Source organism: Pseudomonas nitroreducens, from assembly GCF_014204515.1.
Lineage (GTDB): Bacteria > Pseudomonadota > Gammaproteobacteria > Pseudomonadales > Pseudomonadaceae > Pseudomonas > Pseudomonas nitritireducens_A.
In genome coordinates, this window is the sequence record NZ_JACHLI010000030.1 from 64,601 (window position 1) to 78,888 (window position 14,288).

Annotated in this window: 10 protein-coding genes; 7 read left to right on the forward strand and 3 right to left on the reverse strand. The window is 67.3% G+C overall.

Translation table 11 applies throughout. The annotated features are described in order from the left end of the window. Positions 1-31 precede the first annotated feature (31 nt). Complete coding sequence (locus HNP46_RS27670) at positions 32-700, reverse strand: TIGR04211 family SH3 domain-containing protein (protein ID WP_184595421.1); 669 nt, start codon at positions 698-700, stop codon at positions 32-34. Positions 701-1,014: 314 nt separating this feature from the next. Here HNP46_RS27670 and HNP46_RS27675 point away from each other — a divergent pair, with 314 nt between their 5' ends. Further along, positions 1,015-1,350, forward strand: a complete 336-nt coding sequence (locus HNP46_RS27675) for a co-regulatory protein PtrA N-terminal domain-containing protein (RefSeq protein ID WP_184595423.1) — start codon at positions 1,015-1,017, stop codon at positions 1,348-1,350. Position 1,351: 1 nt separating this feature from the next. Here the strand turns inward: HNP46_RS27675 and HNP46_RS27680 are convergent, their stop codons facing one another. Beyond that, on the reverse strand, positions 1,352-2,737 hold the full coding sequence (locus HNP46_RS27680; RefSeq protein ID WP_184595426.1) for a heavy metal sensor histidine kinase: 1,386 nt from the start codon (positions 2,735-2,737) through the stop codon (positions 1,352-1,354). Beyond that, positions 2,734-3,408 (reverse strand): heavy metal response regulator transcription factor, encoded by a 675-nt coding sequence (locus HNP46_RS27685; RefSeq protein WP_184595428.1) that lies wholly within the window; start codon positions 3,406-3,408, stop codon positions 2,734-2,736. Before HNP46_RS27685 ends, HNP46_RS27680 begins: the two co-directional genes overlap by 4 nt. A 423-nt stretch (positions 3,409-3,831) precedes the next feature. Here HNP46_RS27685 and HNP46_RS27690 point away from each other — a divergent pair, with 423 nt between their 5' ends. The 6 genes from HNP46_RS27690 to HNP46_RS27715 all read left to right on the forward strand — a co-directional run bounded on the left by HNP46_RS27690 (position 3,832) and on the right by HNP46_RS27715 (position 13,960). Further along, the gene (locus HNP46_RS27690; RefSeq protein WP_260403287.1) at positions 3,832-5,058 is read left to right on the forward strand and encodes a TolC family protein; all 1,227 of its coding nucleotides are present in this window, start codon (positions 3,832-3,834) and stop codon (positions 5,056-5,058) included. 171 nt (positions 5,059-5,229) lie between these two features. Continuing rightward, entirely contained in the window at positions 5,230-6,480 is a 1,251-nt protein-coding gene (locus tag HNP46_RS27695) for an efflux RND transporter periplasmic adaptor subunit (RefSeq protein ID WP_260403288.1), read from the forward strand. Positions 6,481-6,492: 12 nt separating this feature from the next. Then, positions 6,493-9,657 carry a CusA/CzcA family heavy metal efflux RND transporter gene (locus HNP46_RS27700; RefSeq protein WP_184595430.1) on the forward strand — a complete coding sequence of 1,055 codons (3,165 nt, stop codon included), beginning with the start codon at positions 6,493-6,495 and terminating at the stop codon, positions 9,655-9,657. A 123-nt stretch (positions 9,658-9,780) separates the two neighbouring features. Beyond that, complete coding sequence (locus HNP46_RS27705) at positions 9,781-10,290, forward strand: sigma-70 family RNA polymerase sigma factor (protein WP_184595432.1); 510 nt, start codon at positions 9,781-9,783, stop codon at positions 10,288-10,290. Between the two features lie 5 nt (positions 10,291-10,295). After that, on the forward strand, positions 10,296-11,282 hold the full coding sequence (locus tag HNP46_RS27710; RefSeq protein WP_221455149.1) for a FecR domain-containing protein: 987 nt from the start codon (positions 10,296-10,298) through the stop codon (positions 11,280-11,282). Positions 11,283-11,461: 179 nt separating this feature from the next. Next, the gene (locus HNP46_RS27715) at positions 11,462-13,960 is read left to right on the forward strand and encodes a TonB-dependent siderophore receptor (RefSeq protein ID WP_184595437.1); all 2,499 of its coding nucleotides are present in this window, start codon (positions 11,462-11,464) and stop codon (positions 13,958-13,960) included. Positions 13,961-14,288 lie beyond the last annotated feature (328 nt).

Consider the following 14,288-nt stretch of genomic DNA (forward strand, 5'->3'; position numbering starts at 1 on the left):
CCCTACGGACCTGTTGTTCAGGAGGGCGGGGTCAGACCCACTCGGTCTGGCGCTTGCGCCGCACGCGCAGCATGGTCGGCAGGATCAGCCCGGCCAGCAGGCCGGCGCCGGCGATGCTGCCGCCGTAGGCCATGTAGCGCATCAGCACCTGCTTGTTCTCGTCGCCCAATTGCGCCTGGGCATCGCGCAGTTGCGAGCGCGCCTGGTTCAGTTCGGCGTCCAGGGAGCTGCGGGCGGCCTGCAGTTCGTCGATCAGCTTCTTGCGCGCATCCAGGGTTTCCTGCATGCCCTGCACGCGGTTCTTCCACGAGTCGTCGATGGTCTGCAGCTGGGTGGTCAGCTCGGTGACCTTCTGCTCCAGCGCCGGCAAGCGTTCGGCCTGGCCGGGTTTGTCCTGCAGGTCCTTGCTGGCGATCCACACGCTGCTGCCGCTGTCGCTGCGCACCTGGCTGTAGTCGCCGGAGGTGCTGACCAGTTGGACCTTCTGCCCCGAGGTGAGGGTGCCGACGATGCGGTAGCCATCGGTGGGGCCGCTGCGCACGTAGGTGCTCAGGCTGTCGTTCACCCAACGCGCGTTGCTGGCGGGCTCCTCGGCCTGGGCCGGGGCGCCGGCGGCCAGCAGGCCGGCCAACAGGCAGGCGCCGAGGGCGCGGGTCTGGAGGGGGGAAACTCGTGCGGGGGAGCGACGCGATAGGGACATGGGCAATCTTCACATGACTTGGAACGAAACCCGCCGTGCGGGAGCGAAAACGCCGGCCGGGCGATTTATTCAGAACGGGCCGGTTCAGGACTCGACAGCTAGCCAATGGCCAGGAGCCCCACCCGGTGGGCCGACAGCACACAGACAGTGCCCGGACGCCGAGAGTTCACCAATGGGGAAATGCACGGATGAGCGGTGGAATCCAGCAGGCTTGCCGATGCGCCGGATAACTGAATCGTCATGCCGGCCTCAGCTTGCCGTTAGCGACGGCTGCCTAAGGTGGAGTCACTTTCAACCACCATGAGGTGACTGCCATGAAACTCTCCCGCATCTTCCTGAGCGCCGCCCTGCTGGGTGCTTCCTCCCTGGCCATGGCCGACGGTGGCGGCGACATCACCTTCGCCCGCATGGAACAGGCCCGCCAGCAAGTCATGCAGGCTCGCCAGGGCGCGCCTTCGCCGACGCAGATCGCCGAGGCGAAGCAGTACACCTACGGGATGAATCTGGACATCGCCGAAGTCGTCGCGGTGACACCGCTGAGCACCGACTGCGGCGTGGTGCCGGTGCAGCTGCGCTACAAGGATTCCTTCGGCGACGAGCAGGCCATCGAATACCGCACCGAGCGCGTGGCCTGCCGCACCACCCGCTGATTCAGTCGGATGCAACCGGAAACTTCAGGAGGAAGCGCGTCGGCCCTTCCTCCGAGCTCTGCGCGCTGGCCGCGCCCAGGTGCAGCTCCATGATCGAACGGACGATGGCCAACCCCAGGCCCGTACCGCCCTGTGCCCGCGAACGGCCCTTGTCCACCCGGTAGAAGCGCTCGAACAGATGCGGCAGATGCTCGGCGGCAATCCCCGCGCCGGGGTTGTGTACCTGCAGCGTCACGGCAGCGCCGTCGTCGCTCACCTGCACCTTGATGCGCTCGCTCTCGGGCGTGTGGCGGATGGCGTTGGACAACAGGTTGGAAATGGCACGCTGGATCATCAGGCGGTCGCCCACCACCATCCCGTGGCCTTCGATGACGATGCGCAGGGATTTCTCCTCGGCGCTGAAAGCGAACAGCTCGGCGACCTTCTCCGCTTCCTCTTCCAGCCGCACCGGCTCCTGCGGCAGCAGCGCCCGCGGGTGGCTGACCTGGGCGAGGAAGAGCATGTCGCAAACGATCTGCCCGACCCGCTCCAGCTCCTCGGTGCTCGCCGCCAGCACCGCTTCGTACTCTGCCTTTTCCCTGGGCCGCGACAGCGTCACCTGGGCTTTGCCCAGCAGGTTGCCGATGGGCGAGCGCAGCTCGTGGGCGATGTCGTCAGAGAACTGCGTGAGCTGCTGCACGCCGCCATCCAGCCGGTGCAGCATCAGGTTCAGCGCCCGCGCGGCCTTGCCCAGTTCTCGTGGCAGGTCCTGCAGCGGAATGCGGTGGCTGAGGTCCTGGGCGGTGACCCGCGAGGCCACCTGGCCGAATTGGCGAAGCGGCTGCAGGCCGCGCTTGGCCACCAGGCGCGCGCCCAGCGCGATCAGCAGCAATAGCGGCGGCACCGCCAGCCAGGCGGAGCGCAGGAAGGCGCCGAGCAGGGCGTCGTCGTCACGCCGATCCAGGGTCAGGAACACCCGCAGCGTATTGCCGTCGCGCAGGCGGATCAGGCTGCGTTCGGTGAGCAGGCGGCGACCGTCCGGCGCGGTCCAGGCAAAGGCACGGCCGTTGCCTGCGAACTCATCGAGGATCGTTAGATCGGCATTCGGCCCGCTGCTGAACTGTGCCGGCCGCCCGCGTTGTTCATCGAGCAGGGCGGCGCTGAGGTTGTCGTGGCCCATCAACTGGTCCTGCAGGGCATGGCCACGCAGGGGCAGGGCGGCGAGGCCGGGGTCGGCGTCGAGGGCGTGGCGCAGTTGCCCGAGCTTGTCCTCCAGCTCGCGATGGGCGCGCTGGTCCAGCTGGTGGTCGAGGGCGAGGTAGGCGAGGGTGAGCAGCAGCAGGGTCAGCACCGAGCCCAGCAGGCCGACCCACAGGCCGATGCGCAACGACAGGCTGGGCGCTTTCATGGGCGGGCTTCCAGCACGTAGCCAACGCCGCGCAGGGTGTGGATCAGCTTGTCGGCGAAGGGGTCGTCGATCTTCGCTCGCAGGCGGCGGATGGTGACTTCCACCACATTGGTGTCGCAGTCGAAGTTCATGTCCCAGACCAGCGAAATGATCTGCGTGCGCGACAGCACTTCGCCGCTGCGGCTCATCAGCAGGTGCAGCAGGGCGAACTCCTTGCTGGTCAGGTCGATGCGCTGGCTGTCGCGGTAGGCGCGATGGCGGCCGGGGTCCAGTTCCAGCCCGCCGATCTGCAGCACCTGCGGCTGGTCGATGCGTTCGCTGCGGCGCAGCAGTGAACGCACGCGGGCCAGCAGTTCGGGGAATTCGAAGGGTTTGAGCAGGTAGTCGTCGGCGCCCAGGTCGAAGCCTTTGACCCGCTCGGTGAGGCGGCCGCGGGCGGTGAGCATCATCACGCGGATGTCGCTGTGCTGGCGCAGGCTGGCGAGCACCTCCCAGCCGTCCATCTGCGGCAGGTTCACATCGAGGATGACCAGGTCGTAGGCGCACTGCCGGGCCAGGTGCAGGCCGTCGACGCCGTTGTCGGCGCGGTCGACGACATAGCCGCTTTCGCTCAGGCCCTGGTGCAGGTAGTCGGCCGTCTTGTGGTCGTCCTCGATGAGCAGGATTTTCATGGATAGTTACCGGGTAATTGCATGAAGAGGGGTGCCGCAGGCGCAGGGAAGTTCACCCAGGCTGCGAAAAACGTGCGCAGTCTAGAAGCTGTAGCGACTTCAGGGTCAACGGTGGCGATGTCGCATTTCAGATATTTAAATGGTTGCTGAAAGTTATGTAGGTGGCTGTTTTGCAAGCGGTTAATGAATTTTGTGAATTTCGTGGTAATGCGTTGAATTGTTTCCTGAAGTTACCTGCAACAGGCCCGCGGCCTTTTTAAATACATACAACGGGAAGTCGGCGAATGGCCAATTACATGTTTGTAATTATCCAGTCACCTTGTCGCTAGAGAGGCACTTCTAGATTCGCCGGTGGAAATGACGGGATGCCGTCGAAGTTGACTCCACCGTGCGAGGTTCGCCGTGTTTTCAGGACGTTCTGCATTGACAGCACCAGCCACGTTGCTGGCGCTGCTGCTCTGGCAGTTGCCAGGCTGGGCGCAAGCCCGCGAGATCGGCATCGAGGAGGCCCTGCAGGCCGCCGCCAGCGGCAACCCCGAACTGGCCGCCAGCGCCCGGGAAATCGGTATCGCCCAGGGCCTGCGCGATCAGGCCGGGCTGCGGCGTAATCCGACGCTGTCCTGGGAGCAGGAGGGCACCGAGTCGCGCAACCGTACCACCACCCTCGGCATCAGCCAGCCGCTGGAACTGGGCGGCAAGCGCGGCGCGCGGGTGGAGCTGGCCGAGCGCGGCCAGGAGGTCGCGGCATTGAGCCTGGAGGCGCGGCGCAACCAGTTGCGGGGCGAGGTGATCGCGGTTTTCTACAGCGCCTTGCGTGCCCAGGAGCGTGAGCGCCTGGCGCAGCAGTCCGTGGAGCTGGCGCAACGTGGCGTGGCTGCGGCGGAGGGACGCGTGCGCGCTGGCAAGGCTGCGCCGCTGGAGGCCAACCGCGCACAGGTGCAACTGGCCGAGGTGCGCCTGGAGCAGGACCGCGCCCGTCGCGAACGGGCCGATGCCAACCAGTCACTGGCCGCATTGATGGGGTTGGTGTCGCCGGACTTCGCCAGCGTGCGCAACGACACTGGCCGCGCGCTACCCAGCCTGCCCAGTAGCAACCAGCTGCTCGACCGGTTGGCGGACAGCGCGCCAATGCGCCTGGCGCAGAGCCGCATCGACGAGGGCGAAGCCGCCGTAAGACTGGCGAAGACCCAGCGCATCCCCGACCTCGACGTCAGCCTCGGCAGCCAGGAGGCCATCGAGGAAGGCAACCGCGACCGCATCGCGGTGATCGGCCTGAGCCTGCCGCTGCCGCTGTTTGACCGCAACCAGGGCAACATCCTCGCGCAGTCGCGCCGCGCCGATCAGGCCCGCGACCTGCGCAACGCCACCGAGCTGCGCCTGCGCCAGGAAACCCAGCAGGCAATGCAGCAGTGGAGCACCGCCCAGGGCGAGGTGAATGCCTTCCGCCAGACCATCCTGCCCAGCGCCCAGACCGCCGTGGAAAGCGCCACGCGCGGCTTCGAGATGGGCAAGTTCGGCTTCCTCGAAGTGCTCGACGCCCAGCGCACCCTGATCACCGCCCGCGACCAGTACCTGCGCGCGCTGGCCCAGGTCAGCGATGCCTGGGGGCGGATCGAACGGGTCTACGGCGATGTCGGCGCGGCCCGTTAAACGTTGCCGGGCCTGGCTCGGCCTGCTGCTCCTGAGCCTGCCGCCATCGACGGCAGCACCCATTACCGGCGTGCCCGTGCATTGGTGCGTCCACGACTTCTTCAGCACCCTCCATCACCCGTCGGCACCGGCGCCCAGAAGCGCCGCCGACGGATTCATTGCGGAGCTTCCATGATCAAGAAAACCCCTCTCGCCGTTGCCGTGCTGCTGGCCTCGGCGCTGGCAGTCAGCGCCTACGCCTGGATGGGCAGCGAGCAGGCCGACGGCAACCACCTCGACGATGCGACCCATGCCGACGGCGAGCACCACGACAGCGCTGCGCCGACCCGCCACGCCGAATCGGCGAGCCATGCCGATGGCGAGCATCACGCCGCCACCGAAACCGCCGCCGAAGAGGAAGGCCTGCACCTGAGCCCCGCGCAGATCGAGGCCGCCGGCATCCAGCTGGCCACGGTCGGGCCGCGGGCACTGGAAGAGGCGTTCAGCCTGCCTGGCGAAATCGGCTTCGACCAGGACCGCACCGCCCACGTCGTGCCGCGCACGCCCGGCGTGGTGGAGTCAGTTTCGGTGGACCTTGGGCAGAGCGTGAAGAAGGGCCAGTTGCTCGCGGTGATCGCCAGCCAGCAGGTCTCCGAACTGCGCAGCGAGCTGGCCGCAGCCCAGCGCCGGGTAAGCCTGGCGAGCAGGACCTTCGAGCGCGAACGGGAGCTGTGGCAGGAGAAGATTTCCGCCGAGCAGGATTACCTGCAGGCGCGCCAGGACCTGGAAGAGGCGCGTATCGCCCTGGCCAACGCACAGCAGAAAACCAATGCGCTCAGCGGTGTGTCGGCCAGCGTCGGCGGCAATCGCTATGAGCTGCGCGCGCCCTTCGATGGCGTGGTGGTGGAGAAGCACCTGGTGCCCGGCGAGGTGGTCAGCGAGACCACGGCGGCTTTCACGCTGTCCGACCTGTCGCGGGTCTGGGCCAGCTTCAGCGTGGCGCCGCAGGACCTGGCGCGGGTGCAGGTCGGCAAGCCGGCGCGGGTGGAGGCGGCGGACCTCGGCATGCAGGTCGAGGGGCGCGTCAGCTATGTCGGCAACCTGCTCGGCGAGCAGACCCGCAGCGCGGTGGCCCGCGTCACCCTGGCCAACCCTGATGGCGCCTGGCGCCCCGGCCTGTTCGTCAATGTGCGGGTGAGCAGCAGTGCGCGCCAGGTGGCGATCGCGGTGCCGGAGCAGGCGATCCAGGAGGTGGAAGGCAAGCCCAGCGTCTTCGTGCGCAGTGCCGAAGGTTTCGACCCGCGCCCGGTCGATCTCGGCGCGCGAAGCGCCGGTCTCGTCGAGGTGCTGGCGGGTCTTGCCGCCGGCGACCAGGTGGCGGCCGAAGGCAGCTTCGTTCTCAAGTCGGAGCTGGGCAAGAGCTCGGCGTCCCACGCGCACTGACGGAGCGACAGCATGTTCGAACGCATCATCCGTTTCGCCATCGAGCAGCGCTATCTGGTGCTGCTCGCCGTCCTCGGCATGGCCGGCCTGGGTATCGCCAGTTACCAGAAGCTACCCATCGACGCGGTACCCGACATCACCAACGTGCAGGTGCAGGTCAACACTTCGGCGCCGGGCTTCACCCCGCTGGAGACCGAGCAGCGCATCACCTACCCGGTGGAAACCGCCATGGCCGGCCTGCCTGGCCTGCAGCAGACGCGCTCGATCTCGCGCTCGGGGCTGTCGCAGGTGACGGTGATCTTCAGGGACGGCACCGACCTGTTCTTCGCCCGCCAACTGGTCAACGAACGCCTGCAGCAGGCGCGCGAGCAGTTGCCCGAGGGCGTCGAGTCGGCCATGGGGCCGATCTCGACCGGCCTCGGGGAAATCTTCCTGTGGACCATCGAGGCCGAGCCGAATGCGCGCAAGGAGGACGGCAGCGAATACACGCCCACCGACCTGCGGGTGATCCAGGACTGGGTGATCAAGCCGCAGCTGCGCAACGTACCCGGCGTGGCCGAAGTGAACACCATCGGCGGCTTCGCCAAGCAGTTCCAAGTGGCTCCCGATACCCGTCGGCTGGCGGCCTACCGCTTGACCCTGGCGGACGTGATTGCCGCGCTGGAGCGCAACAACGCCAACGTCGGCGCCGGCTACATCGAGCGCAACGGCGAGCAGCTGCTGGTGCGTGCGCCGGGGCAGGTGGGCAGCCTGGAGGACATCGCCAACATCGTGGTGGCCAATGTCGACGGCACGCCGATCCGCCTGCGCAACGTCGCCGAGGTCGATCTCGGCCGCGAGCTGCGCACTGGCGCCGCCACCGAGGATGGCCGCGAAGTGGTGCTCGGCACGGTGTTCATGCTGATCGGCGAGAACAGCCGCACGGTCGCCAAGGCTGCCGCCGCCAAGCTGGAAGAGATCAACCGCACGCTGCCGGCCGGGGTCAGGGCGGTGACCGTCTACGACCGCACGCAACTGGTGGACAAGGCCATCGCCACGGTCAAGCGCAACCTCACCGAGGGCGCGATCCTGGTGGTCGCGGTGCTCTTCCTGTTCCTCGGCAATATCCGTGCGGCGCTGATCACCGCCATGGTGATCCCGCTGGCCATGCTGTTCACCTTCACCGGCATGTTCAGCAACCGCATCAGCGCCAACCTGATGAGCCTGGGCGCGCTGGACTTCGGCATCATCGTCGACGGCGCCGTGGTGATAGTCGAGAACGCCATCCGCCGCCTGGCCCACGCGCAGCAGCACCATGGCCGCCTGCTGACCCGCAGCGAACGCCTGCACGAAGTCTTCGCCGCGTCGAAGGAAGCGCGCCGTGCGCTGATCTACGGCCAGCTGATCATCATGGTGGTGTACCTGCCGATCTTCGCCCTCACCGGCGTCGAGGGGAAAATGTTCCACCCCATGGCCTTCACCGTGGTGCTGGCGCTGCTGGGCGCGATGATCCTCTCGGTGACCTTCGTGCCGGCGGCCATCGCACTGTTCATCACCGGCAAGGTCAGGGAAGAGGAAAACCTGCTGATGCGCAGTGCCCGCCGCGCCTACGAGCCGGTGCTGGACTGGGTAATGGCGCGCCGTGCGTGGGTGTTCGCCGGCGCCGCCGTGCTGGTGGTGCTTTCCGGGGCGCTCGCCAGTCGCATGGGCAGCGAGTTCGTGCCCAGCCTGGGCGAGGGTGACTTCGCCCTGCAATCGCTGCGCACGCCGGGGACCAGCCTGTCGCAGTCGGTGGCCATGCAGGAAGCCCTGGAGCGCCAGGTGCTGGCCAGGGTGCCCGAGGTGCAGCGCATGTTCAGCCGCACCGGTACCGCGGAGATCGCCTCCGACCCGATGCCGCCGAACATCTCCGACGCCTACGTGATGCTCAAGCCCAAGGAGCAGTGGCCCGACCCGAAGAAGAGTCGCGCGCAACTGGAGGCGGAAATCCAGGACGCCGCCAACGGTGTGCCGGGCAGCGCCTATGAACTGTCGCAACCGATCCAGCTGCGCTTCAACGAGCTGATTTCCGGGGTGCGCAGCGACGTTGCGGTGAAGGTCTTCGGCGACGACATGGACGTGCTCAACCAGACCGCCGAACAGATCGCCGGCGTGCTGCGCCAGGTGCAGGGCTCGTCCGAGGTGAAGGTCGAACAGACCAGCGGCCTGCCGGTGCTCACCGTCAACATCGACCGCCAGCGCGCGGCGCGCTACGGGCTGAATGTCGGCGACATCCAGGACAACGTCGCCGTGGCCATCGGCGGCCGCCAGGCGGGCACGCTGTTCGAGGGGGACCGGCGCTTCGACCTGATCGTGCGCCTGCCGGAAAACCTGCGCAGCGATATCGACGCGCTGTCGCGCATGCTGATCCCGGTGCCGGCCCCGGCCAACGCCACGGATTCGCGCATCGGCTTCATCACCCTGGGTGAAGTGGCGCGCCTGGAACTGGTGCAGGGGCCGAACCAGGTCAGCCGCGAGAACGGCAAGCGTCTGGTGGTGGTCAGCGCCAACGTGCGCGGGCGGGATATCGGCTCGTTCGTCGCCGAAGCCAGCGGCAACATCCAGCAGGAGGTGAAGCTGCAGGCCGGTTACTGGGCTACATGGGGTGGCCAGTTCGAGCAGCTGCAATCGGCGGCGCAACGCCTGCAGATCGTGGTGCCGGTGGCGCTGCTGCTGGTGTTCACCCTGCTGCTGATGATGTTCAACAACGTCCGCGACGGCCTGGTGGTGTTCACCGGGATTCCCTTCGCCCTCACCGGCGGCGTGGTTGCGCTGTGGTTGCGGGATATTCCGCTGTCGATCTCGGCGGGTGTCGGCTTCATCGCGCTGTCGGGGGTGGCGGTGCTCAACGGCCTGGTGATGATCTCCTTCATCCGCAGCCTGCGGGAGGAGGGGCGTGGCCTCGACGCGGCGATCCGCGAGGGCGCGCTGACCCGCCTGCGCCCGGTGCTGATGACGGCGCTGGTGGCCTCCCTGGGCTTCGTGCCCATGGCCCTGGCCACCGGCACCGGTGCGGAGGTGCAGCGACCGCTGGCGACGGTGGTGATCGGCGGCATCCTGTCCTCGACCACCCTGACGCTGCTGGTGTTGCCGGCGTTGTACCGGTGGATGCATCGGCGGGAGGAGGAGGCACAGGTGTCGGGCGAGGCCACGGCCTGAGCGGAGTCGTCATGGCGTAGCGTGCTGCTGCGCCATGACGCTGTGGTTCAGTCCAATTGCGCAGGACGGGGGAAATTCAGTATTGTTGAGAACGATTATCATGTTTAACAAAACTGGACGTCCATGGACAGCGAGCGGGCATTCGAACGGGATGTTGAACGGCTTTACCTTGCCCACCACGGCTGGCTGAAAGGCTGGCTGCGCCGTCGCCTGGGCGAGCACGCCGATGCCGAGGACCTGGCCCAGGACACCTTCGTGCGGGTGATGCGCTCGCGCAGCGCGATCGCCGACCTGCGCCAGCCGCTGGCCTACCTCGCCACCATCGCCAACAGCCTGCTGATCAACCGCTGGCGCCGCCAGGCGGTCGAGCGTGCCTACCTCGAAGCCCTGGCCGCGCGCCCCGAAGCCGTGGCGCCGTCGGAGGAGGAGCGCCTGCTGCTGATCGAGGCGCTGGTGGAGGTCGACGAACTGCTGCACGGCCTCGCGCCGGCGGTGCGGGAAATCTTCCTGATGTCGCAACTGGACGGCCTGACCTACCCGCAGATCGCCCAGCGCCTGGAGCTGAGCGTCAACCAGGTACAGAAGGCGATGAGCAAGGCCTTCGCCGCCTGCTATGCGTGCCGGTTCGAGTGAGCACCATGACCCGCGACAGCGATTCCCGGCCGATCCCCAGCGTCATCCGCGACCAGGCCATCGCCTGGTTCACCCTGGCCCAGTCCGGCTGCATGAGCGAGGTCGAGCAGCGCCAGTTGCTGGTCTGGCGCGAAGCGAGCGCCGAGCATGAGCGCGCCTGGCAGCGCCTGAGCAGCATTCCCCTGGGCCTGCAGCGCCATGCCGGGCGCCTGACAGACCCGCTGGCGCGGCAACTGGCTGGGCGCCGTCACTACGATGAAATGGACCGACGCAAGGCGCTCAAGCTGCTGGCCGGCTTCGGCCTGCTCGGCGGCCTGGCCTGGCAGGGGCGCGACACCCAGCTGGTCCAGGGCGCCATGGCGGACTACCGCACCGGCACCGGCGAGCGCACCCGGCATACGCTGCCCGATGGCACGAGCTTGTGGCTCAACACCGCGACGGCGGTCGACCTGCGCTATTCCGCCAGCGCGCGAGAGTTGCACCTGCGTTATGGCGAGATCGAAATCCTCACCGCCAGCGACAGGCTCGGGCGGCCGATGCGGGTCATCAGCGGCGATGCATTGCTGCAACCGCTGGGCACGCGTTTTCGCGTGCGCCGCCAGGACGATGGACGCGGCACCCTGCTGGCCGTGACCCAGGGGCGTGTCGCTGCCAGCTCCCTGAGTGGCGGCGCGGCGAAAGTGGTCGAGGCGGGCTGGCAGGCTCGAATCGGCGTGGCCGGGATCAGTGCGCCACAGGCGCTGGATGCCAACGACGGCGCCTGGGTCGACGGCTACCTGGTGGCCGAGCGCATGCGCCTGGGGGATTTTCTCGCCGAACTGGACCGCTACCGACCCGGCCTGCTGCGTTGTGATCCGGCGGTGGCGGGGATTCGCCTGAGCGGCTCCTACCCGCTGGGCGACACCGACCAGGTGCTGGCCATGCTGCAGGACAGCCTGCCGGTTAGTGTGCAGCGGCGCACCCGCTACTGGGTGACGGTGGGGCCGCGCTAACGCGTCGAGCAGCGCAAAAAAAGCCGCTGAGTGCCGCGAGAGCAGGCCTCCGAGCGCTCCCGATAAATGCCAATGAAAATAATTCTCGAAAAGTCGGCAGGTTTTTCTTTCTCGCTTGGCCTAGGGAGAAATCCCTGCTCGCACCTGCGGGCCCACAACGAGAAACGGACCCTCTGCCCATGACGCTTCACCCCATTGCCCGCGCCCTGCGCCAATCCCTCGGCTTCGCCCTGATCTCCTGCTCCGCGCTCGCCGTGCTGCCGGCCATGCCGGTGCAGGCCGAGTCCGCTGCCACCCGCACCCAGCACTACGCCATTGCCGCCGGCCCGCTGGACCAGGTGCTCGGCGAGTTCGGCCGGCGTGCCGGCATCCCGATCTCGGTGGACGCCGGGCTGACCGAGGGCAAGCGCAGCGGCGGGCTGAATGGCGACTACAGCATCGACGATGGCTTCGCCCGCATTCTCTCCGGCACCCGCCTGAGCGTGCGGCGCCTGGACAACGGCGGTTACGGCCTGGTGCCGACACCTGCGGAGGCGGTGCTGGAAATGGATTCCACCACCGTCTCCAGCCAGCTGCTGGACCCGACCAGCGAGGGCACCAACTCCTACAGCGCCCGTGCCGTGACCATCGGCAAGGGCGCCCACAGCCTGCGCGAGACGCCGCAGTCGGTGACCGTCCTGACCCGCCGCTATATGGACGACCAGAACATCAACACCATCGACCAGGCGATGGAAAAGACGCCGGGCATCGCCGTCTACGAATCGCCCATGGGCGGCAAATACTTCTACTCGCGCGGCTTCATGATGCAGGGCCAGTATCAGTACGACGGCGTGCCGCTGGATGTCGGCGGCGAGTACGTGCAGGCCAACAGCTTCTCTGGCGACATGGCCTTCTATGACCGCGTCGAGGTGCTCAAGGGCGCGGCGGGCATGCTCAAGGGCTCGGGCAGCTCCACCGGCGGCGTCAACTTCGTGCGCAAGCGCGGCCAGGCCGTGCCGGAGACCCGGCTGTCGCTCTCCGCCGGTTCCTGGGACAACTACCGTGGCCAGGTGGACGTCGGCGGCCCGCTCAACGAGTCCGGCACCCTGCGTGGCCGCACCGTGGTGGCCCTGCAGGATCGCCAGTACTTCTACGATGTCGGCAAGCGCAACGACCAGATTCTCTATGGTGCCCTGGACTATGACGTCACCCCGGACACCACCGTCGGCCTGGGCGTGGCCTACGAGAAGCTCGACGCCACTCCCTGCTGGCACGGCCTGCCGCGCTACAGCAACGGCAAGGACCTCAAGCTCAGCCGCTCGACCTGCCTGGGCGCTTCCTGGAACAACTGGGAGAGCGAGCGCACCACGCTGTTCGCCGACCTGTCGCACCAGCTCAACGAAGACTGGGCCTTCAAGTTCGCCGGGGTCTGGACCCACAACGACCAGAACATGAAGTACGCGCTGTCCGAGACCAACGGCGGTGTCACGCCGGGCGCGACCTCGGCGCCGTCCTCGGTGTATTCCGGGTTGTTCGACTACGACCAGACCGACTACGGCTTCGATGCCTACCTGGATGGCAAGTTCGACGCCTTCGGCCTGCAGCACGAGCTGACCGTCGGCGCCAACGCCAGCCGCGCCAAGACCCACGACTCCATGGCTCTGATCAACATGAGCAGCCTGCTGGGCGCCAGCCAGGACCCGTTCCACCCCAACTCGCACATCCCCGAGCCGGCGGACGACTTCTACGCACCCAACTCCTACCGCGGCGGACCGGTTCCCACCGAGACCGACACCCGTCAGTTCGGTACCTACGCCACCTTGCGCCTGAAGCTGGCCGAGCCGTTGACCGCCGTCCTCGGCTCGCGCGTCAGCTGGTACCGCAACAGCCGCGACTCCTACACCCAGGCCTGGGACTACTGGCAGCACGACCGCAGCCAGGAAAACGGCCAGGTGACGCCGTTCGCCGCGCTGATCTACGACCTCAATGACCAGTGGTCTATCTACACCAGCTACGCCGACATCTTCCAGCCGCAGAGCACCTACACCGACGAGTCCGGCAGCCCGCTGCAGCCCAAGACCGGCGCCAGCTACGAGCTGGGTATCAAGGGCGAGCTGCTCGACGGCCGGGTCAATACCGCCTTCAACCTGTTCCGCACGGTGGAAGAACACCGCGCCGAAGCGAACTATGACACGGTCTGCGCTGGCTCCTCCGATGGCTACTGCTACACCGACGTGGGCAAGGTGCGCGCCCAGGGCTTCGAGGCGGAAGTCAGCGGCGAAGTCATCGAACGCCTGCAACTGCTGGCCGGCTACACCTATACCCAGACCAAATACCTCAACAGCGCGGCCGAAAACCCGCAGGAACCGACCTTCACCACTACCTATTTCCCGCGCCACCTGTTCCGCGCCTGGGCCGACTACCAGCTGGCCGGCGAGCTGGATCGCTGGAATGTCGGGGCGGGCGTGACCGCGCAGAGCGATACCTCCGTGCGCAGCGGCAGCGTGACCTCGGTGCAGTCCGACTACGCCATCTGGAACGGCCGCCTGGGCTACCGCCTCGACGAGCACTGGAACGTCGCGCTCAATGGCAACAACCTGTTCGACAAGAAGTACTACCAGAGCGTCGGCGCCGTCTCCTGGGGCAACTTCTATGGTGAGCCGCGCAACTTCATGGTCACGCTGCAAGGCTCCTTCTGACGCCACGCGCCCTGCTTGGCGGGGCGCCGTTTCCGGGCCGGGTTGCGCACGCACGGTCCTTGCCTCAAGTGCGGTTGGGTGCCGAACGAACCTTCCCGGCGCCTGCCTCGTTCGCGAGCGGGGGCTGGCGGCGATTCGCTACCCGCGCCGTCAAGGCGACGCCAGGAAAAAAAGGCGCCCATGCGGGCGCCGAGGGTTCCTCTTCCTCCAAAGGGGCACGTGGAGCGCCAGGAAGCGGAGCAGTCTTGCGGGGCAATCATCACCAGAAGCCTTGGGGGCGGTGATGCCTGCCGTTATACGCAGGCGCGCCTAACGGCAGGCTGAGGCG

Excerpts from the sequence above, each read along its gene's own strand:
- HNP46_RS27670 (WP_184595421.1), bottom strand. The coding sequence starts at position 700 with ATGTCCCTATCGCGTCGCTCCCCCGCACGAGTTTCCCCCCTCCAGACC.
- HNP46_RS27675 (WP_184595423.1), top strand. The coding sequence starts at position 1,015 with ATGAAACTCTCCCGCATCTTCCTGAGCGCCGCCCTGCTGGGTGCTTCC.
- HNP46_RS27680 (WP_184595426.1), bottom strand. The coding sequence starts at position 2,737 with ATGAAAGCGCCCAGCCTGTCGTTGCGCATCGGCCTGTGGGTCGGCCTG.
- HNP46_RS27685 (WP_184595428.1), bottom strand. The coding sequence starts at position 3,408 with ATGAAAATCCTGCTCATCGAGGACGACCACAAGACGGCCGACTACCTG.
- HNP46_RS27695 (WP_260403288.1), top strand. The coding sequence starts at position 5,230 with ATGATCAAGAAAACCCCTCTCGCCGTTGCCGTGCTGCTGGCCTCGGCG.
- HNP46_RS27700 (WP_184595430.1), top strand. The coding sequence starts at position 6,493 with ATGTTCGAACGCATCATCCGTTTCGCCATCGAGCAGCGCTATCTGGTG.
- HNP46_RS27705 (WP_184595432.1), top strand. The coding sequence starts at position 9,781 with ATGGACAGCGAGCGGGCATTCGAACGGGATGTTGAACGGCTTTACCTT.
- HNP46_RS27710 (WP_221455149.1), top strand. The coding sequence starts at position 10,296 with ATGACCCGCGACAGCGATTCCCGGCCGATCCCCAGCGTCATCCGCGAC.
- HNP46_RS27715 (WP_184595437.1), top strand. The coding sequence starts at position 11,462 with ATGACGCTTCACCCCATTGCCCGCGCCCTGCGCCAATCCCTCGGCTTC.